This window comes from Devosia sp. Root105 (genome assembly GCF_001424865.1).
In the GTDB taxonomy this organism is placed as follows: Bacteria; Pseudomonadota; Alphaproteobacteria; order Rhizobiales; family Devosiaceae; genus Devosia_A.
The window spans coordinates 229,978-252,357 of record NZ_LMCR01000015.1 but is presented as its reverse complement, the minus strand read 5'-3'; the positions used below and the strand labels follow the sequence as shown (position 1 = coordinate 252,357).

At 64.9% G+C, this 22,380-nt stretch carries 24 protein-coding genes; 6 read left to right on the top strand and 18 right to left on the bottom strand.

The window, feature by feature from the left end; all coding sequences use genetic code 11:
- Positions 1–714 precede the first annotated feature (714 nt).
- Together ASC68_RS14540 and ASC68_RS14535 are read right to left on the bottom strand one after the other, a co-directional pair.
- Positions 715–1,701 (bottom strand): magnesium transporter CorA family protein, encoded by a 987-nt coding sequence (locus ASC68_RS14540; RefSeq protein ID WP_055880542.1) that lies wholly within the window; start codon positions 1,699–1,701, stop codon positions 715–717.
- A gap of 253 nt (positions 1,702–1,954) precedes the next feature.
- Positions 1,955–2,449, bottom strand: a complete 495-nt coding sequence (locus tag ASC68_RS14535) for a hypothetical protein (protein ID WP_055880539.1) — start codon at positions 2,447–2,449, stop codon at positions 1,955–1,957.
- Between the two features lie 121 nt (positions 2,450–2,570).
- Between ASC68_RS14535 and ASC68_RS14530 the strand changes: the two genes are divergently transcribed.
- Positions 2,571–3,254: a GNAT family N-acetyltransferase gene (locus ASC68_RS14530; protein ID WP_055880536.1), complete on the top strand. Its 684-nt coding sequence runs from the start codon at positions 2,571–2,573 to the stop codon at positions 3,252–3,254.
- A gap of 206 nt (positions 3,255–3,460) precedes the next feature.
- On the opposite strand, the gene ASC68_RS14525 is transcribed toward ASC68_RS14530, so the two are convergent.
- The 4 genes from ASC68_RS14525 to ASC68_RS14510 all read right to left on the bottom strand — a co-directional run bounded on the left by ASC68_RS14525 (position 3,461) and on the right by ASC68_RS14510 (position 6,465).
- Positions 3,461–4,354, bottom strand: coding sequence for a LysR family transcriptional regulator (locus tag ASC68_RS14525; protein ID WP_055880534.1), 894 nt, complete (start codon positions 4,352–4,354; stop codon positions 3,461–3,463).
- Between the two features lie 3 nt (positions 4,355–4,357).
- Positions 4,358–5,320, bottom strand: coding sequence for a thioredoxin-disulfide reductase (gene trxB / locus ASC68_RS14520; protein ID WP_156387337.1), 963 nt, complete (start codon positions 5,318–5,320; stop codon positions 4,358–4,360).
- Positions 5,321–5,478: 158 nt separating this feature from the next.
- Positions 5,479–5,952 (bottom strand): transcription elongation factor GreA, encoded by a 474-nt coding sequence (greA, locus tag ASC68_RS14515; RefSeq protein WP_055880529.1) that lies wholly within the window; start codon positions 5,950–5,952, stop codon positions 5,479–5,481.
- A gap of 303 nt (positions 5,953–6,255) precedes the next feature.
- On the bottom strand, positions 6,256–6,465 hold the full coding sequence (locus ASC68_RS14510) for a cold-shock protein (RefSeq protein ID WP_055045318.1): 210 nt from the start codon (positions 6,463–6,465) through the stop codon (positions 6,256–6,258).
- A 446-nt stretch (positions 6,466–6,911) separates the two neighbouring features.
- Here ASC68_RS14510 and ASC68_RS14505 point away from each other — a divergent pair, with 446 nt between their 5' ends.
- The gene (locus ASC68_RS14505) at positions 6,912–7,832 is read left to right on the top strand and encodes a methyltransferase (RefSeq protein ID WP_055880526.1); all 921 of its coding nucleotides are present in this window, start codon (positions 6,912–6,914) and stop codon (positions 7,830–7,832) included.
- A 5-nt stretch (positions 7,833–7,837) separates the two neighbouring features.
- On the opposite strand, the gene ASC68_RS14500 is transcribed toward ASC68_RS14505, so the two are convergent.
- From ASC68_RS14500 to ASC68_RS14480, 5 genes are all read right to left on the bottom strand, one after another.
- Positions 7,838–8,632, bottom strand: a complete 795-nt coding sequence (locus ASC68_RS14500; RefSeq protein WP_055880523.1) for a phytanoyl-CoA dioxygenase family protein — start codon at positions 8,630–8,632, stop codon at positions 7,838–7,840.
- A 197-nt stretch (positions 8,633–8,829) separates the two neighbouring features.
- On the bottom strand, positions 8,830–9,693 hold the full coding sequence (locus ASC68_RS14495; RefSeq protein ID WP_055880520.1) for a DMT family transporter: 864 nt from the start codon (positions 9,691–9,693) through the stop codon (positions 8,830–8,832).
- 46 nt (positions 9,694–9,739) lie between these two features.
- Positions 9,740–10,537, bottom strand: a complete 798-nt coding sequence (locus ASC68_RS14490) for a nucleotidyltransferase domain-containing protein (protein WP_055880518.1) — start codon at positions 10,535–10,537, stop codon at positions 9,740–9,742.
- 67 nt (positions 10,538–10,604) lie between these two features.
- Entirely contained in the window at positions 10,605–11,243 is a 639-nt protein-coding gene (gene catB / locus ASC68_RS14485) for a type B chloramphenicol O-acetyltransferase (RefSeq protein ID WP_055880515.1), read from the bottom strand.
- A 225-nt stretch (positions 11,244–11,468) separates the two neighbouring features.
- Positions 11,469–12,017 carry a hypothetical protein gene (locus ASC68_RS14480; RefSeq protein WP_055880512.1) on the bottom strand — a complete coding sequence of 183 codons (549 nt, stop codon included), beginning with the start codon at positions 12,015–12,017 and terminating at the stop codon, positions 11,469–11,471.
- A gap of 119 nt (positions 12,018–12,136) precedes the next feature.
- Here ASC68_RS14480 and ASC68_RS14475 point away from each other — a divergent pair, with 119 nt between their 5' ends.
- Entirely contained in the window at positions 12,137–12,565 is a 429-nt protein-coding gene (locus ASC68_RS14475) for a hypothetical protein (protein WP_156384692.1), read from the top strand.
- A 104-nt stretch (positions 12,566–12,669) separates the two neighbouring features.
- On the opposite strand, the gene carB is transcribed toward ASC68_RS14475, so the two are convergent.
- From carB to ASC68_RS14460, 3 genes are all read right to left on the bottom strand, one after another.
- Complete coding sequence (gene carB, locus ASC68_RS14470; protein WP_055880507.1) at positions 12,670–15,993, bottom strand: carbamoyl-phosphate synthase large subunit; 3,324 nt, start codon at positions 15,991–15,993, stop codon at positions 12,670–12,672.
- Positions 15,994–16,206: 213 nt separating this feature from the next.
- The gene (locus tag ASC68_RS14465) at positions 16,207–16,860 is read right to left on the bottom strand and encodes a DUF2161 family putative PD-(D/E)XK-type phosphodiesterase (protein WP_055881254.1); all 654 of its coding nucleotides are present in this window, start codon (positions 16,858–16,860) and stop codon (positions 16,207–16,209) included.
- Between the two features lie 40 nt (positions 16,861–16,900).
- Positions 16,901–17,113: a hypothetical protein gene (locus tag ASC68_RS14460; RefSeq protein ID WP_055880504.1), complete on the bottom strand. Its 213-nt coding sequence runs from the start codon at positions 17,111–17,113 to the stop codon at positions 16,901–16,903.
- 246 nt (positions 17,114–17,359) lie between these two features.
- On the opposite strand from ASC68_RS14460, the gene ASC68_RS14455 reads away from it, so the two are divergent.
- Positions 17,360–17,641 carry a DUF2277 domain-containing protein gene (locus tag ASC68_RS14455; RefSeq protein ID WP_055880501.1) on the top strand — a complete coding sequence of 94 codons (282 nt, stop codon included), beginning with the start codon at positions 17,360–17,362 and terminating at the stop codon, positions 17,639–17,641.
- On the opposite strand, the gene ASC68_RS14450 is transcribed toward ASC68_RS14455, so the two are convergent.
- Both ASC68_RS14450 and ASC68_RS14445 read right to left on the bottom strand, forming a co-directional pair.
- The gene (locus ASC68_RS14450) at positions 17,642–18,226 is read right to left on the bottom strand and encodes an NADPH-dependent FMN reductase (RefSeq protein WP_055880498.1); all 585 of its coding nucleotides are present in this window, start codon (positions 18,224–18,226) and stop codon (positions 17,642–17,644) included.
- 66 nt (positions 18,227–18,292) lie between these two features.
- Positions 18,293–18,802: a hypothetical protein gene (locus tag ASC68_RS14445; protein WP_055880496.1), complete on the bottom strand. Its 510-nt coding sequence runs from the start codon at positions 18,800–18,802 to the stop codon at positions 18,293–18,295.
- Positions 18,803–19,015: 213 nt separating this feature from the next.
- Between ASC68_RS14445 and ASC68_RS14440 the strand changes: the two genes are divergently transcribed.
- Positions 19,016–20,077, top strand: coding sequence for an SH3 domain-containing protein (locus ASC68_RS14440; protein WP_055880494.1), 1,062 nt, complete (start codon positions 19,016–19,018; stop codon positions 20,075–20,077).
- Between the two features lie 143 nt (positions 20,078–20,220).
- Positions 20,221–20,703, top strand: coding sequence for an SRPBCC family protein (locus ASC68_RS14435; RefSeq protein ID WP_055880492.1), 483 nt, complete (start codon positions 20,221–20,223; stop codon positions 20,701–20,703).
- A 123-nt stretch (positions 20,704–20,826) separates the two neighbouring features.
- Here ASC68_RS14435 and ASC68_RS14430 read toward each other — a convergent pair whose 3' ends face one another.
- Both ASC68_RS14430 and clpS read right to left on the bottom strand, forming a co-directional pair.
- Positions 20,827–21,660, bottom strand: coding sequence for a ChaN family lipoprotein (locus ASC68_RS14430; protein ID WP_082528176.1), 834 nt, complete (start codon positions 21,658–21,660; stop codon positions 20,827–20,829).
- Positions 21,661–21,999: 339 nt separating this feature from the next.
- Positions 22,000–22,308 carry an ATP-dependent Clp protease adapter ClpS gene (gene clpS / locus ASC68_RS14425; protein WP_055880490.1) on the bottom strand — a complete coding sequence of 103 codons (309 nt, stop codon included), beginning with the start codon at positions 22,306–22,308 and terminating at the stop codon, positions 22,000–22,002.
- Positions 22,309–22,380 lie beyond the last annotated feature (72 nt).

Sequence of the window (22,380 nt, the reverse complement as noted above, 5' to 3'; positions counted from 1 at the left end):
GCTGGGCGCGAGGCGCCGGGGCAACCAAGATGAGCCGAAGCAAAAAAAGAGGCCCCATCCGAAGATGGGGCCCAATGAAAAGGACCGAAGTCCAAATCTAAAGTGGTGGCAAATGGACGAGGGAGGAGGATACGCCATTTGCCGATGGCCCTAAGTCGAGGGAGGAGGATACGACTTCGGACCGGTGTCGCAGAGCAGGACCGAGGGAGGAGGATACGGTGCGGCTCACATCGACAGTCACAATATGCACTTTGACCGTTTGGTCCACAATGCGGAGTTCAACATGCCAGCTATGCAGTTTGTGCAGGCATAGGTCAGTCATGCTGCCGTGACGCATGCGTCAATCGCCTGCAGTTCGAGCGGCTGGTTCGGGGGTTCGTGCGGCGGAAAAAAACAAGGCCCCGCTCGAGGGGAGAGCGGGGCCGAGTAGCAGCCGTTGCCGGCTACAGGGAGGAACAAACAACGAGCGCGAGGAGGAGGAGGGAGATGCGCTCAGCTGCTGTCGAGCGGGGATATATGGGGTGAGTGCCGACCCAGCAACCGAGGAGTATCGAATGAGGGGCATGCGTTTTTCGCATGGCTGTTAAGTCGATGAGTTTGCTCGTGTATTGCGGTTTCCGGCGTGCGTCGTGGCGTCGCACGCCGATGTGAACGCGACGCCAAGTGCTTGATTGTGACAGTTTTTTGTCAGATTCGACGGCGAATCCCTGGAGCTCAGAGCCAGCCGCTGCGCTTGAAGAACAGGTAGGGCACCGCCGCCGAGAGGACCATGAGCCCCAGCGCGAATGGATAGCCCAGAGGCCAGCTCAGCTCGGGCATGAACTGGAAGTTCATGCCGTAGATCGAGGCAACGAGGGTCGGGGGCAGGAACACCACCGCGGCCACAGAGAAGATCTTGATGATCTGGTTCTGCTCGAGGTTGATCAGCCCGAGCGTCGCATCGAGCAGGAAGGTGATCTTGTCCGAGAGGAAGGCCGCGTGGTCGCTGAGCGCGGCGGCGTCGCGCTGCAGCACCTTGATTTCCTGCTTGCGGTCGCGCGCCGATTTCTGGTCCTCGGCGCCGCTCGACTGGTGGAAGCTGACGAGCCGGCTGATCGAGACCAGGCTCTCGCGGGCGAGGGTGAGGACATCGCCCTTCTTGCCGATGCGCTCGATCAGCGACTGCAGGTCGCGGGTCTTGCGGGTCGGCTTGGTCGATTTGTTGCCGAACACCTCGCGCGAAATCTGGTCGATGCCGTCGCCGGTGTTCTCGAGCAGTTGCGCCAGGCGGTCGATGAAGGACTCGAGCAGACCGATCATGACGCGCTCGCCGCCGATCTCACCGGTGGCAGGGCGGGAGACCAGGCGCTCGTAGAGGCGGAAGGGCTTTGGATCGGCATAACGCACGGTGACCAGCTGGTCGTTGCGCAACACGAAGGTGATCGGGGTTTTGACCACCTGATCTGCCTCATCCTCGATCAGCGCAGTGATGGTCATGAACTCGGCGCCTCCCTCGCTGTAGAGGCGGGCGGAAGGCTCGATGTCCTGCATTTCGCGGCGGGTGGGGATGTCGATGCCGAGACAGGCCTCGACGAACTTATCCTCTTCGCGCGAGGGGTCGGTGAGCGAGTACCAGACCGCGCCGGTCAGCTGGGTGCCGGCGGCGGGGTCGAAATCGTTGGGAACGAGGCGGTCGCCTTCGCGGATATAGGCACGCAGCATAGCGGGGCTCCAATAGATGGCCGCGCCGGCGCGCCTGGCCCACCTGTTTGCCGCGAGATCGAACCGGAAAAGTCTGCAACTTTTCCTGATCTTGCTTCTGGAGCCTAGAGCGCCGGCAAGATCGAAGATCGACTTCGACTGTCGGGGTTCATTTTCAGTCCTTGATGAAGGTCCTGACGCAAGCGTCCGGAACAGAGCCGCAATGCGCCTTTGCGCGTGGGGCGTCAAGGGCGAAGCAATGGGTGGCGAGACACTAGTTCGCGAAGGCGGAGACCAGTACCGAGCGCAGGTCGCCTTCGGTGGCGTAACCTAGGTTCTCGATGCGCCAGAGCGGTTCGCTGAGGTTGGGCTGAGCCACGAGGATCAGCTGCAGGTGATCGGTGAAGTTGGCATCGGGATAGTCGGGGAAGCCGTAGGCGATATCGACGACGGCGCGATCGGCCTCGAGGGTGACCCCGCCGACCTTGCACTCGGCCGCGTAGTCGGGGAAGGCCTGCCACGGGATGCCGTCGCCGAGCGGCGGCTTCTCGTCGGGGTGGGCCTGCTGGATGGCGTCGTTCCTGGCTTCGGCTTCGGCGATCGCCGCGGTGAGCTCGGTGGTGAGCAGGCCCTCAACCGGCGCCATGTCGTTGCCGAGGCGCGAGATGCAGAAGATCTCGCCGATCTGCTCGGGGCTGATGGTGACCATCTGGGCCAGGCATGGCGTGGCGACGAGGCAGAGTGCGGCAGCGACGACGAAGCGATGCATGAGGGTCCCCTCAGGTTTTCTACGTTCTAGCCGAGGCCGCTGAATCGCCGATGAACACCGGGAGTTGGGAACTCGCCGCCGCGGTGGTAGAGGCGTGACGCGAATTCGAAGGACTATTGGAATGATCGACTTCTCCGTGCTTGACGATCCGGCGTGGCATGCCCTGACCACCGACCAAGCGGCGCTGGGCCAGCGCAACGGTGCGGCGGCGCGCTTTCGGGCCGAGCTGACGCCGATCGGCGGGCTCGCGCGCTATGACGCCGAAGCGTTTGCCGAGCTGCGGCCGCTGGTTGCGCCGGAAGACGCAGTGGGGCTGGTGTCGGCGACGCACTACCGGGTGCCCGCGGACTGGGAGGTGCTGCAGGCGGTGCCGGTGTTCCAGATGGTTTGCGAAGCGGCGCAGCCGATACCCGATATCGTGCCGGTGCAACTGACGGCAGCGGATGCCGAGGCGGCGCTGGAGCTGGCGACGGCGACCGAGCCGGGACCGTTCCGGACCGGCACCCTCGGCATGGGCCGCTATTTCGGGCTGCGCTCGGAGGATGGGCGGCTGATGGCGATGACCGGCGAACGGATGCAGCTCGGGCAACTGACCGAAGTGAGCGCGGTGTGCACCTGGCCGGAGTTCCGGGGCAGGGGGCTGGCCAAGGCGCTGGTGTCGTACGTCTCGGCGCTGATCGCGGCGGACGGGCGAGTGCCGTTCCTGCATGTGAAGACTGAGAACGCTGGCGCTATCGCGCTTTACGAAAAGCTCGGGTTCGCTGTGCGGAAAGAGCTGACATTCACCGTGGTGCGGCCGCGCTGAAGGTGGCTTCGGTTATTACCGGTGGGACAGGCTACGGATGGACTGTCCCACACTCGATGTCATACCCGCGAAAGCTGGGACCTATCTCGCCGCCCGCGCCAGCTGACAGTTGGGTCCGTGCTTTCGCAAGGATGACACCCGGTGGGAGGCGCAAAGCTACGGGCTATACCCAGCAGCCGTGCGAACTCATCGGCGAAGCGCTCGAACTAGAACGACCACTCCCGGGCCTTGCCGACGAGGAAGTCGCGGAAGACGCCGACGCGCTTGGAGTTCTTCAGCGCCGGGGGATAGACGAAATAGGCTTCGTAGGCCGGCAGCTCGATGCCTTCGAGCACGCGCCGCAAGTTGGTTTCGCCCTCGGTGACGTAGTCCGGCAGCATGGCGATGCCGATGCCGGCGCGGGCGGCCTGCATCATGCCGTAGATGGCGTTGACCTTCATCGAAGCGCGGCGCGGCGAGGAATCCGGGCGGCCGAGGCGCTCGAGGTAGTTGATGTCGCCGAGATAGGACGGCACCGGCTCGCCGAACGAGATGACGCGGTGGTTGTCGAGATCTTCGACCGCCTGCGGCTCGCCGAACTCCTTGAGGTACTGCTCGGAGGCGTAGAAATGGTTGTGCACGGTGAACAGCTTGCGCTGGATCATCTCGGACTGGTTCGGCCGATGCAGCCGAATGGCGACGTCGGCCTCGCGCATGGCGAGATCGAGCTCGGCGTCGTTGAGCTTAATCTCGATCTGGATTTCGGGATAAAGGATCAGGAACTCGTGGATGCGCGAGGACAGCCAGGTCGAGCCGATACCCACCGTGGTGGTGACGAGCAGGGGGCCGGTCGGCACCTCCTGGCTCTCCGACATCTGGGTCTCGACCTGCTGCAGTTCCCAGTGCATGCGGTGCGCGGTGCGGAACAGCTGCTCGCCCACCTCGGTGAGCACAAGGCCGCGGGCGTGGCGGATGAACAGCTTTAGCCCCAGATCCTCCTCGAGCGCCGAAATCTGCCGCGATACGGCAGACTGGCTCATGTTGAGCTTTTCAGCGGCGTGGGTGAAGGACCCGGATTCGGCGGCGGTGTGGAAGATGCGGAGCTTGTCCCAATCCAGCATCGGCTATTCCGCCGCTTCTGCGAGCTCGAGCGATGCCAGATATTCCTCTGCGTCCAAGGCTGCCATGCACCCCATCCCTGCGGCCGTCACCGCCTGCCGGTAAACGTCGTCGGTGACGTCGCCGGCCGCGAACACACCGGGCACGTTCGTGGCGGTGCTGCCCGGCTGCACCTCGAGATAGCCGCCCGGCTTCATGTCGAGCTTGCCCGAAAAGATCGAGGTCGCCGGCGAGTGGCCGATGGCGATGAACACCCCGTCGACCGACTTTTCGGTGACGTGGCCGGTCTTGGTGTCGCGGATCTTCACGCCCTGAACCGAGCGCGGCATGTGCTGGCCGTAGACTTCCTCGATCTCGGCGTTCCAGATCACTTCGACCTTGGGGTTCTTGAACAGCCGCTGCTGCAGGATGCGCTCGGCGCGGAACTCGCCACGGCGGTGGACCACGGTGACCTTGGACGCGAAGTTGGTGAGGAACAGCGCCTCCTCGACCGCGGTATTGCCGCCGCCGACGACGATCACTTCCTTGCCGCGATAGAAGAAACCATCGCAGGTGGCGCAGGCCGAGACGCCGAAACCCTGGAACTTTTCTTCGGACTCGAGGCCCAGCCAGCGCGCCTGCGCGCCGGTGGCGACGATCACCGCATCGGCCGTGTAGCGGGTGCCGCCATCCCCGATGAGCACGAACGGGCGCCTGTCGAAATCGACCTCGACGATGATGTCGTTGATCATCTTGGTGCCGACATGCTCGGCCTGCGCCTTCATCTGCTCCATGAGCCAGGGGCCCTGGATGACGTCGGCGAAGCCGGGATAGTTCTCGACATCGGTGGTGATGGTGAGCTGACCGCCGGGCTGGATGCCGGAGATCATGACCGGCTCGAGCATGGCGCGCGCCGCATAGATGGCCGCCGTGTAGCCGGCAGGACCCGATCCGATGATGACGACTTTGGCGTGCACCTTACGCTCCACTTACTCTGAGACCTAAGCCCAAGACAGATAGGTATGGACCAAAATAGGAGGTTCGGCGCGCACCTTTCAAGGGCACGACCATCGCCCTGAGGCGATGGAGCGCACGGACTCACCGAAAAGTCACAGCCGCCGGGCGCCACAAAGCGCCCGCAGCGGCTCTAGACGAACTTCACGTCGAGGATTTCGTAGGTCTTGGCGCCACCGGGGGCAGCCACTTCGACCGAATCGCCGGCTTCCTTGCCGATCATGGCGCGCGCGATCGGCGACGAGATCGAGATGCGGCCCTTCGACAGGTCCGCCTCGGCGTCGCCGACGATCTGGTACTGCTTTTCGGCCTCGGTATCCTCGTCGACCAGCTTCACCGTGGCGCCGAACTTGATGGTCGAGCCGCTGAGCTTGGTGACGTCGATGATGTCGGCGAGCGCCAGCAGAGACTCGAGTTCCTTGATGCGGCCTTCGTTCAGGCTCTGCTGCTCCTTGGCGGCATGATACTCGGCGTTTTCGCTGAGGTCGCCATGGGCGCGCGCTTCAGAGATATCGGCAATGATCTTGGGGCGCTCTTCAGACGTGCGGCGACGATATTCCTCCGACAGGGTCTTGTGACCGCTCGGTGTCATCGGAATTTTGTCCATGGCCGTCTCCAACTCAAAGAAAGGCTCCCCTGCCAAAGTCATTCGGCGTCGTCAGCATGCTGACCTGAGGGGGAGCGTCTGGGTAAACTGCCTTCGGCGAAGGCTTCGGTCAAGCGGGGCGTATCCCCGTTGCGCGAGCGGTGCATATCGTTGCGGATTGCCTGCCGGTCAAGGGGGAAGGCCAGCACTGGAAAGGCAAAAGGCGCAGTCCGGAGACTGCGCCCTCGTGATCTACGCCGATCCCATCTGGATGCCTTGCAGCATCCGATCGATCAGGATGCCTTGCGGCACCCTGGTTCGGGATCAGGACGCCTGGAGGTTGTCGGCGGCGTTCTTGCCGGTCCGCTTGTCCTTGACGATCTCGTACGTCACTTTCTGGCCTTCATCGAGGCCCGAAAGCCCCGAGCGCTGGACAGCGGAGATATGCACGAACACATCAGCCCCACCCTCGTCGGGCTGAATGAAGCCATAGCCCTTCTGGCCATTGAACCATTTCACAGTGCCGGTAGCCATAAATAGTCCCTTTCGCAGTCTGCCGTGGCAGTTCCCACCCCAATGGAAACTCCGCCAATCGAATTCTTGGTATGACCTCAGCAGGCGCGTTTGAGACGCCAGGCACGAAGTGTCGGCCGCAATATTCGACTATTAACTTGTAGACCGAAAAATTCCGCCTATCAATACGGCGCCGTGAACTGCTTTTGCCCGGCGTGCGGGGTGCACGTCGGGTTGAAATTCGATCTGACTAGCAGGCCATCGAGCCCGGGGAGTGGGGCGCCGAAGGCGTAGAGATACCGGGCGACTCGGCCCGATGGGCAGGCGTCCGCTTCCGCGGGATGCCCATAGCTCAGTCTATGCCTCGGCAATGTGACAGCAAAGTGGAAATTCCGGCTCTTGCCCATCTTCCCCGCGGCAAGCCGACGCGCTACACGCGTGCGGTCCCAGCCCGGTGCCAAACAACCTTGCGCGAAATACAGTATTCGTCCGGCGACCTCGTCGCCGATCGTCGTGCGTCCTACGCCGCGGCGCTCGCCGCCGAGCGCGCTTTTGCGGAAGCAGCCGATCTCATGGTGCAGGCGCTGGAAATGGTGCCGCAATGGGTGGCCGGCTGGAGCCTGCTCGGCGGCTATCGCGAGGCAGCGGGCGATATCGCCGGGGCGGTGGCGGCATGGACGCAACTGCTGCAGCTCGATGCCAAGGGGCTGTTCGGCGCGGCGCTGAAGCTGGCGGCGCACGGGGCGGGAGGATCGTCGGTGGCGGCGCCGGCCTATGTCGAGGCGCTGTTCGACGACTATGCACCGCGCTTCGAAGACTCACTGGTCGTGCGGCTGGGCTACCGGACGCCGGAAATGCTCGAAGTGGTGATCCGCAACGCTCTCACCGCACGGGGCGTAACGCGGTTCGAGCGGGCGCTGGATCTCGGCTGCGGCACCGGGCTGATGGGGGAGCGGCTGCGGCCGCTGGTCGATCGGCTCGAGGGCGTCGATCTTTCAGCCAGGATGCTGGCGGAGGCGCGGCGCAAGGGGATCTACGACCACCTAGAGAAGGCGGACCTGGTGAGCTATCTGCTGGGTGAGCCCGGGTCGGCCGACCTGATCGTTGCAGCGGATGTGTTCAACTATGTCGGTGTGCTGCACGGGGCGTTGACGGCAGCCAGCGGCGCCCTGCGCCCCGGTGGGATTGTGGCCTTCTCGCTCGAGACGCATGCGGGGGAGGACGCGGTGCGGCTGGGGACCACGTTGCGGTTCCAGCATGCGACCGAGCCGACCCTGGCGATCTGCCGATCGGTGGGGTTGCGGACCGTCATGGTGGAAGCCACGACGATCCGCATGGATCGCGGCCTGCCGGTCGAGGGCGCTATCGTCCTCGCCGAGCGGCTGTAATCGGGTCAGGCGAGTGCCTGACGGATGGCGATCTCGACCGGTGAATAGTCGCCGTCGGCGCGGTCGAGGCGCAGCGGCTCACGCGGCAGCAGTGGCGGCTGGGCCATGAAGCGCGGCTCGGTGCCATGGTGCGGCTGGGCGGCGTGCACCAGGAACGGATGGCAGAGATAGACCGTGCCGGGACTGCCGGTGGCGAGAACTTCCGGCCGATGCGCCGAGGCGGCAAAGTTGTCGGCGGCAAGCTCGCGCAGCGTCAGCCCGGCTTCACCGGCCGGCGCCAGCTGTCGCGCGATATCGAGGTGCGAGCCGACGCGGATGCGGGTCGGTGCATCCTCGGCGCCGACCTCCGAGAACAGGAACAGCATCAGCAGCGCCCGGCCGCGCGAACTGACATTGGCGCGCCAGCTCAGGAAATCGGTCGGGTTCTCCTCCCAGCCGAAACTCACATCGATGTGCCAGCCGGCATCGCCAGGATCCTCTGGCGAGGGGAAGCGGACCGGGAAGGTGCCGAGATTGCCCTGCGGCAGCCAGCGGCCGGGGCCGACCAGCTGATCGAAGGCGGCGCGGAGCAGCGGCGTATTCGCCGCGGCAACAAATGGCGGCTGGCTGTAATTGCCGAGGCGGATGACAGGTTTGGTCCAGGTCGTGGGGTCGTTGGGGTCGCATCCGGTGTCGGCCCAGAGGATGGCGCGGCCTTCTGCCGCGAGATCCGCGGAGAAGGCATGGTCGATGCGGACGAAGCCGTCGGTGATGAAGGCGTCGATTTGCGCTGCGGTGAGCGCGGGAGTGTTCACAGGCATTGTGGTTTCCGAATTCGCATAAGCTCGCGACGCCCTGACCGGCAAAGCCGACGACGGGCGAGCAGGGCGCCCTCAGGCGCGGTGGTGTGCCTCATGGCTCGCTCAGGCGAGGAGGAACACCGATGCGAAATTGCGGATCATCATCATGATGCGGGGAACATAGCGGACGAGGCGACGAGGTCAACCCGTTGCCTTGTTCAGACAGCCGCTTTGGCCCGGCGGCGTCGATCGGCGGCAACGAGGGCGAGCGCCACGCCACCGAGGATGCCGATGGAGGCGATGACGAGGCGCAGCGTGAGCGGCTCGGCGATCAGCAGCACGCCGCCTGCGGCAGCGATGGCAGGGACGGTGAGCTGGACAATGGCCGCCTGAGTGCGGGCGAGGCTCGGGAGGACGGCGTACCAGACCGCGTAACCGAGGCCTGAGGCCAGCGCGCCGGAGGCGACGGCGTAAGCCGCAGCGCCGGGATCCACCGGATGGAGCACCAGGCCGGCAACGACGATGAGCATGGCGACCGGCAGGCAGCGGATGAAGTTGCCGGCGGTATCGACCAGCGGAGCTTTCGAGCCGCGGCCGAGCAGGGTGTAGGCGGCCCAGCAGAGGCCGGAGCCGACCATCAGGAGCGTGCCGAGCGGATGCGGGGCGACGAGACCGGGAGAAACGAGATAGGCGAAGGCGGCGAGCGCCACGGCAAGGCCGAGCCATTCGAGCATGCCGGGGCGATCGCCTTTGAACACTGCCCAGCCGAGCATGCCGATCTGCACGCTGGCAAACAGGATCAGCGCTCCGGTGCCGGCGCCGACGAGGATGTAGGCGATCGAGAAGGCGAGGGCGTAGCCGAACAGCGCCGCAGCAGCGCGCCAGCTGCCGCCGACGGTGACCGGCATCCCGGGCGCGCGGCGGAGGAGGAGCAGGGCCGCAAGCACGACGGCGCCCGCGGCAAGGCGGATGCCGGTATAGCTCAATGGCTCGGCATTGGCCGTCGCAAAGGCGAGGCGCGCCAGCACCGAGTTGGCGGCGAAGGCGAACATGGCGATGGCGGTGAGGACGACGATCTTCACGCGAGGTGCTTCCGCGGGCAGTGTCGTCACTATGCGCCGGTTGCGGCTACCAGTCGATGCTGCGGCCGGGGAGGGCGCGCTGCAGGTTGCGGCGGGTGGCGGCTTCGAAGGCGCTGGGCCACTCGACGCCGAGCGAGGCGCACAGGGTTTTGGCACGCGGCATGAAGGTGCGGGCAAGAGCGAGGTTCGACGCGATAGCGGAGTCGGCGGTGAGTTGCGGCAGGGGCGCCGCGGCCAGCACGGCCATGCGCTCGGGATCCAGCACGCGGCTCAGATGCAGCATGCCGCCGGGAATGCGCGGGTTGACCTCGATGGTCAGGAGGTCAGTGAGGAAGCGGCGGAGGAAGGTGTTGCCGACGGTCATCAGTTCGACTTCGCCGCGACCGATGGCCACCGGCGTCAGGCCGAGGATGCGGATGAACTCGCCGACCATCCAGCCGAGGCGCCCTGGGTTGCGGGCGGGCTCGGGCGTCTCGGGGCGGAGCGTGGCATGGAGGTTGTCGCGATCGACCAGTGGTTTCAGGCAGTCCTGCGCCGTGTTGGCGAGATGCTCGGGGCTGGCGATATGCAGGTCGATGCGCAGCCAGTCATCGGTGATGGCGTTGAGCACCAGGGCGTGCGGCAGGCGGTTGTAGTGGACGATCGGGGCAATGGTCTCGAGCGTCTTGCGCCAGTCGGCTGCAAGCGCCTCGTGCTCGGCAGGGTCGGCGATGGCGAGCAGGTCGACATCGCTGAACGCGTCGGCGGTGCCGGTGCCGAAGCTGCCCGAGAGGAACAGCGCCGCGATGCGCGGATCGCCGCCAAAGCTGTCGGCGACCCGCGCAATCAAGGTTTTCTGGTCCATGACGTCCTCTCCCACTGGTTTTCGCAGTATTGAGAGAGGGAGGTCGAGCGGTCCAGAAGACCTATGTTTATCTTGTCAGTATTTTGGACTGCCAATATACATGAAGATCCGCGATGCGGTTCGAGGTGAACAGCGGCATCGCCCCGGCGAGTTGTTCGTCGGTCCAATCCCACCAGTGCATTTCGAGCAGCATGGCGATCTCCGCCTCGGCGAAGCGCTTGCGGATCGGCTTGGCCGGATTGCCGCCGACGATGGTGTAGGGCTCGACGTCCTTGGTCACCAGCGCCCGGGTGCCGATCAGGGCGCCGTGGCCGATGGTGATGCCGGGCATGATGATCGCCTCCGAGCCGATCCACACATCGTTGCCGATGACGGTGTCACCGGCCGGCGCGAAGCCGTCGGCGGCGCCGGCAAAGGCCGCAATCTCCGGCATGTAGTGGAACGGGAAGGTGCTGACCCAGTCGTTGCGGTGGCCCTGGTTGCCCGCCATGATGAAGGCGGCGCCCGAGCCGATGGAGCAGAAGCTGCCGATGATCAGGCGGTCGACATCGGTGCGGTCCGGCATCAGGTAGCGGGCGCAATCATCGAAGCTGTGGCCGTGGTAATAGCCGGAATAATAGCTGAAGCGGCCGACCCGGATATTGGGGTTGGTCACCTGCTCGTCGAGCCGGATGCCCTTGAACGGGCTTTCGAAATAATTGGTCATGATGCTGTCTCGATAGATGGCCGGCGCCGCACAGGCGGACGCTTCAAGCCATGTGGTTGTGGAGAATGAGCAGCCGCACTCACCCGGCGCGACGCGCCGGGGGCAGCAACATCGCCACGCCGATCAGGCGCGCGACGCGATGGAGGTGGTTCGGTCTGCCAGCTTCATGATGGGCCGGGTCTAGGTGATGGACGAGGCGGTGTCAAACAGCCGGCCTCGTGCACCTCACAAAGGCATCTCGGCCGCCAGCCGTTCGTCGATCTCGATGATGCGGGCGCACAGGTCACTGACACCGGAGGCGTAACCGTCGAGCTTGAGCACATCGCCATCGGCAAAGCCGATCAGGATGTTGCCGGTCCAGCGCCGCTGCATTCCTACCACCTGCGCGAGGTCCTTGGTGATCCGGCTGCCGTTCGCCCCGGCGTAGTCGAGACTGGTGCCGCGCCAACGGACATCGGTGCGCACTACGGAGCGAATTGTCGCCACGCCGGTCAGCACGCACAGCGCGAAGGCGAGGATCAGCCAGGTCAGAATCTGCATCTGGTTTTCCGCGTCGGCTCGCGCCGACCCGACGAAGAGACGAACATAGAGCATCAGGCAGACAAGCCCCGCGCCCAGGACGATGCCGGACCAATGCATGCCGCTTGGTGCGATCCGACGCCAGCCGTGGCGCTCGGGCGACGGCCGAAACAGGGCGCGTACCAGCAGGCCGGTTGCCGCCGCGCCAGCGAGCCCCGCTGTGATCGGGCCGAAGAGATTGATCCACCACTGCATGGGAGGAGATCTAGCCGACGACGGCTGCAGATTTGCTAAGGTTGTCGGACGAATGCTCAGGATGAAGACGGTCGGGCCATCGACGGTCGACCGATGCAAGGAACACGGAGGTTGTCCCAGTGCCGACCTATGCTGCTGGGCATTGCCAGCTATTGCGGATGATCGCTGCCTCGGCTGGTGCGCTCGCCTTGGCTGGCACGCCTGCGCTCGCCGCGACGTCTTACACCTGCTCCAATGCCGAGCTGCTGCGCGTCGCCTGCGCCGATGCAGCGTGCGAGGTGATGGATGAGGCGATCCTGACCGTGGCGATCGACGGCTACGATCGCTTCACGGTATGCGGCGAGGCGCTGTGCTGGAGCGGGCCGGGGACGCGCCAGGTGTCGGGCGCTTACGAAATCGTCACCGGCGTCGGGCTCAAATCAGAAATGGGCGATGGCGGCGCGCCCAATGATGCGGTGCTGGCGTTCGACCCGAAGACCGGAATGGGGACGATCCTCGCGCCCCCGTTCTATTCGCCGATCCAGTGCCTCGTTCACCCCGGAGAGTGAGGATCAGGCTGCTAGGCACTGCCCCGTGGTCCGAGCGTGTGGCCACCCCCACCCTTGATCCCTCCCCACAAGGGGGAGGGAGAGACGACTGACGGTTTGGCGGCTCAGGCGGCGAAGTAGCTCTGCAGCGGGCGAACCTGCAGGTTGCCTTCGCGGTAGGCGATGATGCCTTCCACGGCCGCCACGGCGCCCGGGATGGTGGTGTAATAGGGGATCTTGCCCATCAGCGCGGTGCGGCGGATGTCGCGGCTGTCCGAGATCGACTTGGCGCCATCGGTGGTGTTGATCACCAGCTGCACGCCGCCGTTCTTCATCGAGTCGACGATATGCGGGCGGCCTTCCAGCACCTTGTTGACCTTGGTCGCGGCGATGCCGTTCTCGACCAGGTATTTATGGGTGCCGGAAGTGGCGACGAGCTTGAATCCTGCATGCTCGAGATGGCGGCAGAACTCGAGGATCAGCGGCTTGTCGTCGTCGCGGACCGAGACGAACACCGTGCCCTCGCGCGGCACTTTCGAGCCGGCGCCGAGCTGCGACTTGGCGAAGGCGATCGGGTAGTTGGTGTCGAGTCCGATGACTTCGCCGGTCGACTTCATCTCCGGGCCGAGCACAGTGTCGACGCCGGGGAAGCGGTTGAACGGGAAAACCGCTTCCTTCACCGCCACGTGGTTCAGCTTCTTCTCAACCAGGTTGAAGCTCGCAAGGCTCTCGCCGGCCATGACGCGCGAGGCGATTTTGGCGATCGGCTCACCGATCACCTTGGCGACGAAGGGCACCGTGCGCGAGGCGCGCGGGTTCACTTCGAGGATGTAGATGGTGCCGTCCTTGAGCGCATACTGAACGTTCATCAGGCCGCCGACCTTGAGGGCCAGCGCCAGTTCGCGGGTCTGGCGCTTCAGCTCGGTGATGACCTCGTCGGAGAGGTGCTGCGGCGGCAACGAGCAGGCCGAGTCGCCGGAGTGAATGCCGGCTTCCTCGATATGCTCCATGATGCCGCAGACGAACACGTCCTTGCCGTCGCTGAGGCAATCGACGTCGATCTCGATGGCGCGGCTCAGGTAGCCGTCAAACAGCAGCGGGTTATCGGAGAGCACCGAGTTGATCTGGCCGGTCTTGTCGTTGGGGTAGCGGATCAGGATATCCGGCGGTACGAGGCCGGTGAGGGTATCCTGCACATAGCGCTCGAACTCGTTGGGCGAGTGGACGATGGCCATGGCGCGACCACCCAGCACGTAGGACGGGCGGATCACCAGCGGGTAGCCCAGGCGCTCGGCGACGAGGCGGGCCTGCTCGAGCGAGTAGGCGATGCCGTTCTTGGGCTGGGTCAGGTCGAGGCGCGAGATCAGTTTACTGAACAGGTCGCGGTCTTCGGCCAGGTCGATCGAGCCGGGCTGGGTGCCGAGGATCGGCACGCCAGCCTTCTCAACCGCGTCGGCGAGGTTCAGCGGGGTCTGGCCGCCGAACTGCACGATGACGCCGTGTAGCGTACCGTTCTGCTTTTCGGTCTCGAGGATCTCGATGACGTCTTCCTCGGTGAGCGGCTCGAAATAGAGGCGATCCGAGGTGTCGTAGTCGGTCGAAACGGTTTCCGGGTTGCAGTTGACCATGATGGTCTCGTAGCCGGCATCGGCCAGCGCGAAGGCGGCATGGCAGCAGCAATAATCGAACTCGATGCCCTGGCCGATGCGGTTCGGGCCGCCGCCGAGGATCACCACTTTCTTCCGGTCCGAGGGACGCGCCTCGTCGTCGGGCTGGCCGTTGAACGGCGCCTCATAGGTCGAATACATGTAGGCAGTGGGCGAGGCGAACTCGGCCGCCGAGGTGTCGATGCGCTTATAGACCGGACGAACGCCGAGCGACTTGCGTAGTGCCCGCACCTCCTTGGCCTGCTTGCCGGCGAGGTCGGCGAGACGGCGATCGGAAAAGCCCATGGCCTTGAGGCTGCGCAGTGCGCCGGCGGTGTCGGGCAGGCCGAGCTCACGGACCTTCTTTTCGGTCTGGACCAGGCCGTGGATTTCTTCGAGGAACCACGGATCGATCTTGGACGCATCGTGGATGTCTTCGAGGCTATAGCCGAGCCGCATGGCTTCGGCGACATGCAGCAGGCGCTGCGGCGTCGGGGTGGAGATGGCGGCGAACACCGCGTTCTCGTTGTCGTCTTCCGGCGCGCCGGTGGCGAAGCCGGGGATGCCGATCTCGTTGAGACCGGTAAGGCCGGTTTCGAGCGAGCGCAGCGCCTTCTGCAGCGATTCCTGGAAGGTGCGGCCGATGGCCATGGCTTCGCCGACCGACTTCATCGAAGTGGTCAGGCGGTTATCGGCGCCGGGGAATTTTTCGAAGGCGAAGCGCGGGATTTTGGTGACGACGTAGTCGATGGTCGGTTCGAACGAAGCCGGGGTGGCGCCGCCGGTGATGTCGTTCTCGAGTTCGTCGAGGGTGTAGCCGACGGCGAGGCGGGCGGCGACCTTGGCGATCGGGAAGCCGGTGGCCTTCGAGGCGAGGGCGGACGAACGCGAGACGCGCGGGTTCATCTCGATGACGATCATCCGGCCATCGGCCGGGTTGATGGCGAACTGCACGTTCGAACCACCGGTCTCGACGCCGATCTCGCGCAGCACCGCGATCGAGGCGTCGCGCATGATCTGGTACTCTTTGTCGGTCAGCGTCAGGGCCGGCGCGACAGTGATGGAATCGCCGGTATGGACGCCCATCGGATCGAGGTTCTCGATCGAGCAGATGATGATGCAGTTGTCGTTCTTGTCGCGAACGACTTCCATCTCGTACTCTTTCCAGCCGAGCACGCTCTCCTCGATCAGCACTTCATCGGTGGGCGAGGCGTCGACGCCGGTCTCGACGATGGCGAGATATTCTTCCTTGTTATAGGCGATGCCGCCGCCGGTGCCGCCCAGCGTGAAGCTGGGGCGGATGATGCAGGGCAGGCCAATCACCTCGAGCGCCTGCAGCGCCTCGATGGTGTTGTGGGCGAGCATGGAGCGCGGGGTTTCGAGCCCGATCTTCTTCATGGCGTCGCGGAACAGCTCGCGGTCCTCGGCCTTGTCGATGGCCTCGGCATCGGCGCCGATCATTTCGACGTTGTACTTGTCGAGGATGCCCATCTTCTTGAGGCTGAGGGCGCAGTTGAGCGCCGTCTGGCCGCCCATGGTCGGGAGCAGCGCGTCGGGGCGCTCCTTCTCGATGATCTTGGCGACGATCTCGGGGGTGATCGGCTCGACGTAAGTGGCGTCGGCCAGGTCCGGATCGGTCATGATCGTCGCCGGATTGGAGTTCACCAGGATGATCCGGTAGCCCTCGTCCTTCAGCGCCTTACACGCCTGGGTGCCGGAGTAATCGAACTCGCAGGCCTGGCCGATGATGATCGGACCCGCACCGATGATGAGGATCGATTTGATGTCGGTGCGTTTTGGCATCTCTGGCTCTCGGTTCTCATTTGCGCTTCGGCTTGTCCGAAAAGTCCTGCAACTTCTCGGGCCTCAGCATTGCGCGCGCGGAAAGACGCGCGGCGGCGGCGCGGGCTTGGGCGGCAGACTCTGTGGGCTAGGCGCGTCCTGTAACCGAAGCGGTGGGGGAAGGGAACCCCCAGCGCGAACGAAGCGTGTGCAAGTTGTCGCGGCCGCTAGCGATCAGGCCTCAACGGGCCAGCGCTTCAGTGCCTCGGCGCCGGCGTCGCTCAGTCCGTAAACGCCGCGATCGATGCGGTCGAACCAGCCATAGACATTGTGCAGGAGAATCTTCGCGGCGATCGGGGTGGTGGTCTTGAGGTCGCGCGGACGCAGCGGGCCGGCCTGCAGCGCCGCGGCACAGGCGAGGGCCTGCTGCCGATAGGCGGTCATGATCGGCTGCCGCGTGCTGCCGCCGGAAGTGGGGTCGCCCTTGCGGCGGCGATGTTCCTCGACCAGGCGGTTGCGCTTGCGCGTGTTCTTTTTCGGCATCGGCGCGAGCGGGCTGACGATGATCTCGACATCGTCGGCAGCGCTGACGCCGAGCATGCCGAGGCCGAGGCGGCGGCAGAGATCGCGGAAGCGGCGGTCGCGCTCGCGGCCCTTGCCGGTCAAGGAGGTGCGGGCGGCGATCCAGACTTCGTCGCTCTGGGCCTGCCGATCGACGGCCTGCAGCACCAGCTCGAGATTGAAGGCCTGCTTCAGCTCACAGATCACTACCAGCGGCGGCTCCCCTTCGAGCAGCCCGACCAGGTCGCAACCGCCGACCTCGCCTTTGACAGCGTAGCCGGCGGCCTCGAGGAAGCTCTTCACAGGCGGGTAGAGGGTGGTTTCCAGGGCAGGGCGTCCGAGTATGATTCTCGGCGCCGATGTTAGCTCAATGGCGGGCGTCGAGCGCGTCCCTGACGGCATCGATGCTGATGCCGAGATCGTCGAGACGCCAGGCATCTATTTCCAGCAGGCTGAGCATGGCCAGCCGGCGGGCGCGCTGGGCGCGCCAGGCGATAAAGCTCGAGGCCAGGGCACGTAGGGCAACGGCGGCAAGGCTGGAACGCGGGGCGTCCTGGTGGGCGACGGACAGCAGGCTCATTTCGATCTCTCCTCGGTTTCGACATCCGGCTGAGTGGCCGTTCGACTTCATGACGAGCGAGCGAGAGGCGGATCGACAGTGCCGGAGAAAAAAGTTGCGAGGTCTGGTGGCCACACCCGGGCGGAAGGGTGTCGAACTTGTCGGCGCTGCAGCGACTACCTAGGTGGACGGGTGAGGGCAAAGCCTTGTCGAGGTTCGCGCGAGGTGCGAGCCTTCGGCTCGCCATCGTATAGGGAGACGGGTGCCATGTGCCGCAACATCAAGCCGCTGTTCAACTTCGAGCCGCCGGCCAGCAAGAACGAAATGCATGACGCAGCGCTGCAGTTCGTGCGCAAGATTTCGGGCTACACGCACCCATCAAAGGCCAACGAGGCAGCCTTCGACGACGCTGTCGCCGACATCGAGCGGGTGGTGAAGCGGTTGCTGAAAGAACTTGAGACCGACGCGCCCAAGCGCGACCGCGAGGTGCTGATCGCGCGGGCGCGGGAAAAGGCGAAGCTCAGGTATGCGCCGCGGGTCGAGGCGTAACTAGACCGCCGGACTGTGCGGGCGCGGGATGGCGGTGTAGACGCGCTCGATGAAGCCGTAGAACTCGGCCATGTAGTTGCGGAGAAACTCGGCGGTCGCTTCGTTGGTGACGTCGCCATCGTCGGTGATCAGGCCGGGCTTGAACTGGATGTAGGCCTCGATCGAATTCATCAGCGGCGAGTTGCAGAAGGCCATGACGCTCCTCAGGCTCTGCTGGGCGACCGCGGTGCCGATGGCGCCAGGCGAAGTGCCGATAATGGCAGTGGGCTTGCGGGCGAAAGAGTTCTGGCCCCAGGGGCGGCTGGCCCAGTCGATGGCATTCTTCAGCCCGCCGGGGATCGAGCGGTTGTATTCGGGGGTAACGAACAGCACCGCTTCGGCATCGGCGAGCGCGGCCTTGAAGGCGCGGGCGGCCGGCGGAAAGTCGGCGTCGTAATCATAGCTGTAAAGCGGGAGATCGGCGAAGCCGATCTCGGTCAGCTGCATCTCGTCGGGCGCAAGGCGCACCAGCGCCTTGGCCAGTTTGCGGTTGATCGACGCCTTGGCGAGGCTGCCGATCAGGTATCCGACCTTCACGTCGCGCATCTGCTGCTCCTCGGTAAACCGAGGACAACGCGCGGGCGCGCCGGGCGGTTCAACCGCCGGAGCGGCTCAGCTCTTCTTGAAGCTGATGGCTGAGGCGGTGGTCTGGCCCTTCTTGTCGACCAGGGTGAAGCCCAGCTTGATGCTGCTGCCGCTCAGCGTCATCACCGAAGAGGCAAGGCCATAGCTGGTTTTGATGCCGGCCGAGGCGAAGACGATGGTGCTGCCCGCCCGCTTGCCCACGGTGGTGGTGTTGGCGCCCTGCGCTGAAGACGAGGCTTCGAAGCGCTTGGTCGCGTCGTTGTAGACCATGCTGCCGCGGAAGCTGGCTGCGCCCGAGCCGCCGAACGAGCAGCGGCCGGAATAGGTGAGCTTGCCGGCGCTTGCTGCCTTGAAGGTCAGGCGGCAGACCACCGTGCCGGGGTCGGGGCCGGTGACCTTGCCGCTGCCGCGCCAGTTTCCCTCGTATTTGGCGAGGAGCGCATTCTCTGCCGGACCGGCGACAGCCGGCAGGGCGACGGGCAGGGCGAGGACGGATGCGAGGGCGAGGACCTTGAGGCTCGTCGGCAGGCGCAGCATTAGGCATCTCCGGAATCGGGCGTTTCGGTGAAAGCAACGGTAGCGCGGCGGCTAAGGTTGCGGGAGGGGCTCGCGGAGTTTTGCGAGAACGCGATGAAGCTGGGATGAACGGCCCGAAACATCAGCATTCACGGCGGGTTCAGCCGCCGGAACGCTTGTCTTGCTGCCGTATGCAGGGAAACGCATTCCCCGCAGAGGAGAGGGATGAGGGAAATGACCATCAAACGGGCTATGGCTGCCGCCGCCATGATTGCGGCGAGCCTGCTGGTCTGCAGCACCGCGGCGCTCGCCGTGGAGGCCGCAGCCAAATCACCGGTCAATGTGCGCACCGGACCGGGCAAGACCTTCGGTATCGTCGATCAGTTGACCGCCGGCGAGGTGGTCAATGTCACCGAGTGTGCGCCATCGAATTTCTGCTTCATCGAGCATGACGGCCCCGACGGCTGGGTCAGCGCCACCTTCCTGACCAGCGTCGAGGACGACGAGGAAGAGCCGGTCGAAGAGGGGGCTGGCTCCAATCCGGATTGCAGCTTCGGCTTCACCATGACGCCGAGCGGGCCGAGCATGTCGATCAATTGCGGCGACGACGCAGGTCCGGGCCCGGCTCCCGAACCGGAACCCGAGCCCGAGGAAGACCCCGGCGCCTGCTTCTATGTCGGCAGCAATTTCGGCGGCGATGATCTCTGCGTCGCGCTTGGAACCCGCAACGCGCTCAACGGCACCTTCAACAACAAGATCTCGTCGGTGCAGCTGTTCGGCGGCGCCAAGGCGAAGCTGTGCGAAGACCCCAACCTAGGTGGCTATTGCCGGACTATCACCGGCGATACCGACGTGCTGCATAACTCGATCAACAACAAGGCTTCGTCGCTCGCGGTCTATGTCGGCGCCCCGCCGATGCCGGAGCCGCCCGAGCCGCCGGAAGTGCCGGACACGTTCTCGACCGGCCCGATCGAGCTGATGCAGACCTATACCGCCAACCTCGACAACGGCAATGTCGGGGGGGCAGGCACCGACATCTGGTACGAAGCCGAGACGGCGGTGGAGAAGTACATTACGCCGCAGAACGGCGCGTCGATCGCCGTCGGCGACGGTTCGAACCGCGGCTATGAGGGGTGTTTCGAGGAGAGCTTCTCGACCGCACGCGTGCCGCTCGCCGATATCCCGCCGGGCACCTATGTGTGCGCCAGGACCAACCAGGGCCGGATCTCTCAGTTCCGCGTCAACGGTTTTGTCGGCACCACGATGAAGCTTGGCTACACCACCTGGTCGAACTGAAACGACCGTCAATGAACGGCGAGGGGCCCGGAGGCATCTCCGGGCCCCTCGCTTTTTTCTGAAGTTTTTCGTCGCGGCTGTCGATTCCGGCTGGCGTGCTTCGTCGTGAAGTCGAACAGGCAGTTCGAACCGAGGAAACCAAAATGACCACGAAGCTCGATATCACTCCCGACAACGACAACCAGCTGGTGCTGGCCCGCATCATCGATGCCCCGGTGGAGCAGGTCTACCGTGGCTGGACCGACCCGGTACTGATGAAGAAGTGGTTCGCGCCGCGGCCGTGGACGACGCCGAAGGTGGTGACCGATGTGCGGCCGGGCGGCAGCACGCTGGTGGTGATGGCCGACGAGAACGGCACCGAGTATCCCAACCCAGGCCAGTATCTCGAGGTGGTGCCGAACCGGAAGCTGGTGTTCACCGACGCCTATACCGGCGACTGGCAGGCCAGCGAGAAGCCGTTCATGACGGTGACCCTGACCTTCGAGGATATCGGCGGCAAGACCCGTTACATCGCCCGCTGCCAGCATTGGAACGCCGAGGACAAGGCGGCCCATGAGCAGATGGGCTTTCACGAAGGCTGGGGCATGGTGACCGAGCAGCTCGAGGAAGTGCTGAAGGCGCACTAGGCAAAGCGAATAGCGAATAGGAGGGGTTGCCGTGACAACGAGCCCTGGCAACCCCTTTCGCTACTCGCTACTCGCTACTCGCTACTCGCTACTCGCTACTCGCTACTCGCTACTCGCTACTCGCTATTCGCTATTCACTGCCCCAGGCAGCCGGAACAGCGCGTCGGCGATGTTGGCTTCGCGCAGCGGATCGAACGGTCCGTCGGTGGGCAGGGCGATCGAGACGCGGTCGACGCCGAGATCGGCCAGCTGGTAGGGCGTGCCGTAGCCATATTCGAGATGGCCGCGGCCGATAATGCCGATCACCAGCGGCGCGGCCGGGCCATCGAGGGCGCGGGCGATGTTGCAGGCGAAGGCGCGATCCCAGGTCTGCTGGGCGCGGACGAACCGGTCGGAGGTCATCGCGTCGCGCGAGCGGCTCGCGGGACCAGCAAAGCGGCTCAGATAGTCGCGATAGGCAGGCAGCGCCGGACGCGCCGGGGTGAGGCCGTCGCGTTCATCGACCGGGATAGCGTCCCAGCCTTCCTTGCCGACGCGGGTGACCAGCGGGCGGTGGCAGTTGAGCGCCAGCATGGGCAGGCGGAATTGCCGGCAGAACTGGAACAGCGGCAGGTAGAGGGAAGGATCGAAGCGCCAGACTTCGGTCCATTCGGCGGCCTCGAGGAAATCGGTGGTGGTAGCGAAGGCGCCGGCGATGAAGGCATCGAGCACCGGCTGCAGGCGGCGCGGAAACATCTCGAAGCCGAGCGCGATATCGGAGCGGTACGCCATGATGCCGGCGGCGACGTGCAGCTGCCAGCGATGCACGTCGAAGCGATCGTGGGTCTCGCCGAGCAACACCACCTGCTGCAGCGCCAGGTGGCGCATCAACTGCGGGTGCGCGATGGGTTCGGCAGTGCGCGGATCGAGCCAGGTGCCCGGGGTGATGGAAATCGTGGGGGTGGTCGTATCAGCCATGCCAGCTCTCGTGCGGTTCGGGGGCGCTGGCTGGCAGATGCTGGCTTGCTGAGCGGGTGGTAGCCGCTGCCGGACGACCGGTCAACCGGTCGCTCACAGGCGCTAAGTTACGGTCGTACCCCACCCACCGGGTCATTCCCGCGAAAGCGGAACCACTGTCTTTTTGGCCTTTGCACGATCGCAAACGGGGTTCCCCACTTTCGCGGGGATGACACCGAGTTTGGGGGACTTGCGGAGCGTCGGTTCGCATACCCGGCGTCACCCATGGGGCGAAAGCTCGGATGACACCCGGTGGGCAGGTCCGGATCGAGCCCCAATCGGCTTCGCCGGCGAAATGTTCTACTCTTCCGGCTCGGTGGTGAAGAGCAGCGGGTAGCCCTCGTTGCGGGCCATCTCGGTGGCGCGCGTTGCCTTGGTCTCGGCGATCTCCTGGGTGAACACCGCGACGACGCACGAGCCCTTGGTGTGGGCGGTGATCATGATGCGATGCGCCTGGTCCTCGGTAATGCGGAACTCGGCCTTGAGCACACGGACCACGAATTCCCGTGGCGTGAAATCGTCGTTGAGCAGGATGACTTTGTGCAGCGGCGGGCGCGCCACCTTGGGTGCGGTCCTGGTACGCGGCTTGGTGTCGGTGTCGTTGGCCATGGTGCTGACAATATAGTGCAGCCTAACCGGCCCCGCACCCTTTCGGTTGGACGATAGCTGACGGCGGTGCAA

Coding starts and splice junctions, on each gene's coding strand:
- greA (WP_055880529.1), bottom strand. CDS start 5,952: ATGGACAAAATTCCGATGACACCGAGCGGTCACAAGACCCTGTCGGAG.
- ASC68_RS14540 (WP_055880542.1), bottom strand. CDS start 1,701: ATGCTGCGTGCCTATATCCGCGAAGGCGACCGCCTCGTTCCCAACGAT.
- carB (WP_055880507.1), bottom strand. CDS start 15,993: ATGCCAAAACGCACCGACATCAAATCGATCCTCATCATCGGTGCGGGT.
- ASC68_RS14435 (WP_055880492.1), top strand. CDS start 20,221: ATGACCACGAAGCTCGATATCACTCCCGACAACGACAACCAGCTGGTG.
- ASC68_RS14440 (WP_055880494.1), top strand. CDS start 19,016: ATGACCATCAAACGGGCTATGGCTGCCGCCGCCATGATTGCGGCGAGC.
- ASC68_RS14455 (WP_055880501.1), top strand. CDS start 17,360: ATGTGCCGCAACATCAAGCCGCTGTTCAACTTCGAGCCGCCGGCCAGC.
- ASC68_RS14480 (WP_055880512.1), bottom strand. CDS start 12,017: ATGCAGTGGTGGATCAATCTCTTCGGCCCGATCACAGCGGGGCTCGCT.
- ASC68_RS14510 (WP_055045318.1), bottom strand. CDS start 6,465: ATGGCTACCGGCACTGTGAAATGGTTCAATGGCCAGAAGGGCTATGGC.
- ASC68_RS14535 (WP_055880539.1), bottom strand. CDS start 2,449: ATGCATCGCTTCGTCGTCGCTGCCGCACTCTGCCTCGTCGCCACGCCA.
- ASC68_RS14430 (WP_082528176.1), bottom strand. CDS start 21,660: ATGGCTGATACGACCACCCCCACGATTTCCATCACCCCGGGCACCTGG.
- clpS (WP_055880490.1), bottom strand. CDS start 22,308: ATGGCCAACGACACCGACACCAAGCCGCGTACCAGGACCGCACCCAAG.
- ASC68_RS14500 (WP_055880523.1), bottom strand. CDS start 8,632: ATGCCTGTGAACACTCCCGCGCTCACCGCAGCGCAAATCGACGCCTTC.
- ASC68_RS14445 (WP_055880496.1), bottom strand. CDS start 18,802: ATGCTGCGCCTGCCGACGAGCCTCAAGGTCCTCGCCCTCGCATCCGTC.
- ASC68_RS14460 (WP_055880504.1), bottom strand. CDS start 17,113: ATGAGCCTGCTGTCCGTCGCCCACCAGGACGCCCCGCGTTCCAGCCTT.
- ASC68_RS14450 (WP_055880498.1), bottom strand. CDS start 18,226: ATGCGCGACGTGAAGGTCGGATACCTGATCGGCAGCCTCGCCAAGGCG.
- catB (WP_055880515.1), bottom strand. CDS start 11,243: ATGACCAATTATTTCGAAAGCCCGTTCAAGGGCATCCGGCTCGACGAG.
- ASC68_RS14530 (WP_055880536.1), top strand. CDS start 2,571: ATGATCGACTTCTCCGTGCTTGACGATCCGGCGTGGCATGCCCTGACC.
- ASC68_RS14490 (WP_055880518.1), bottom strand. CDS start 10,537: ATGGACCAGAAAACCTTGATTGCGCGGGTCGCCGACAGCTTTGGCGGC.
- ASC68_RS14525 (WP_055880534.1), bottom strand. CDS start 4,354: ATGCTGGATTGGGACAAGCTCCGCATCTTCCACACCGCCGCCGAATCC.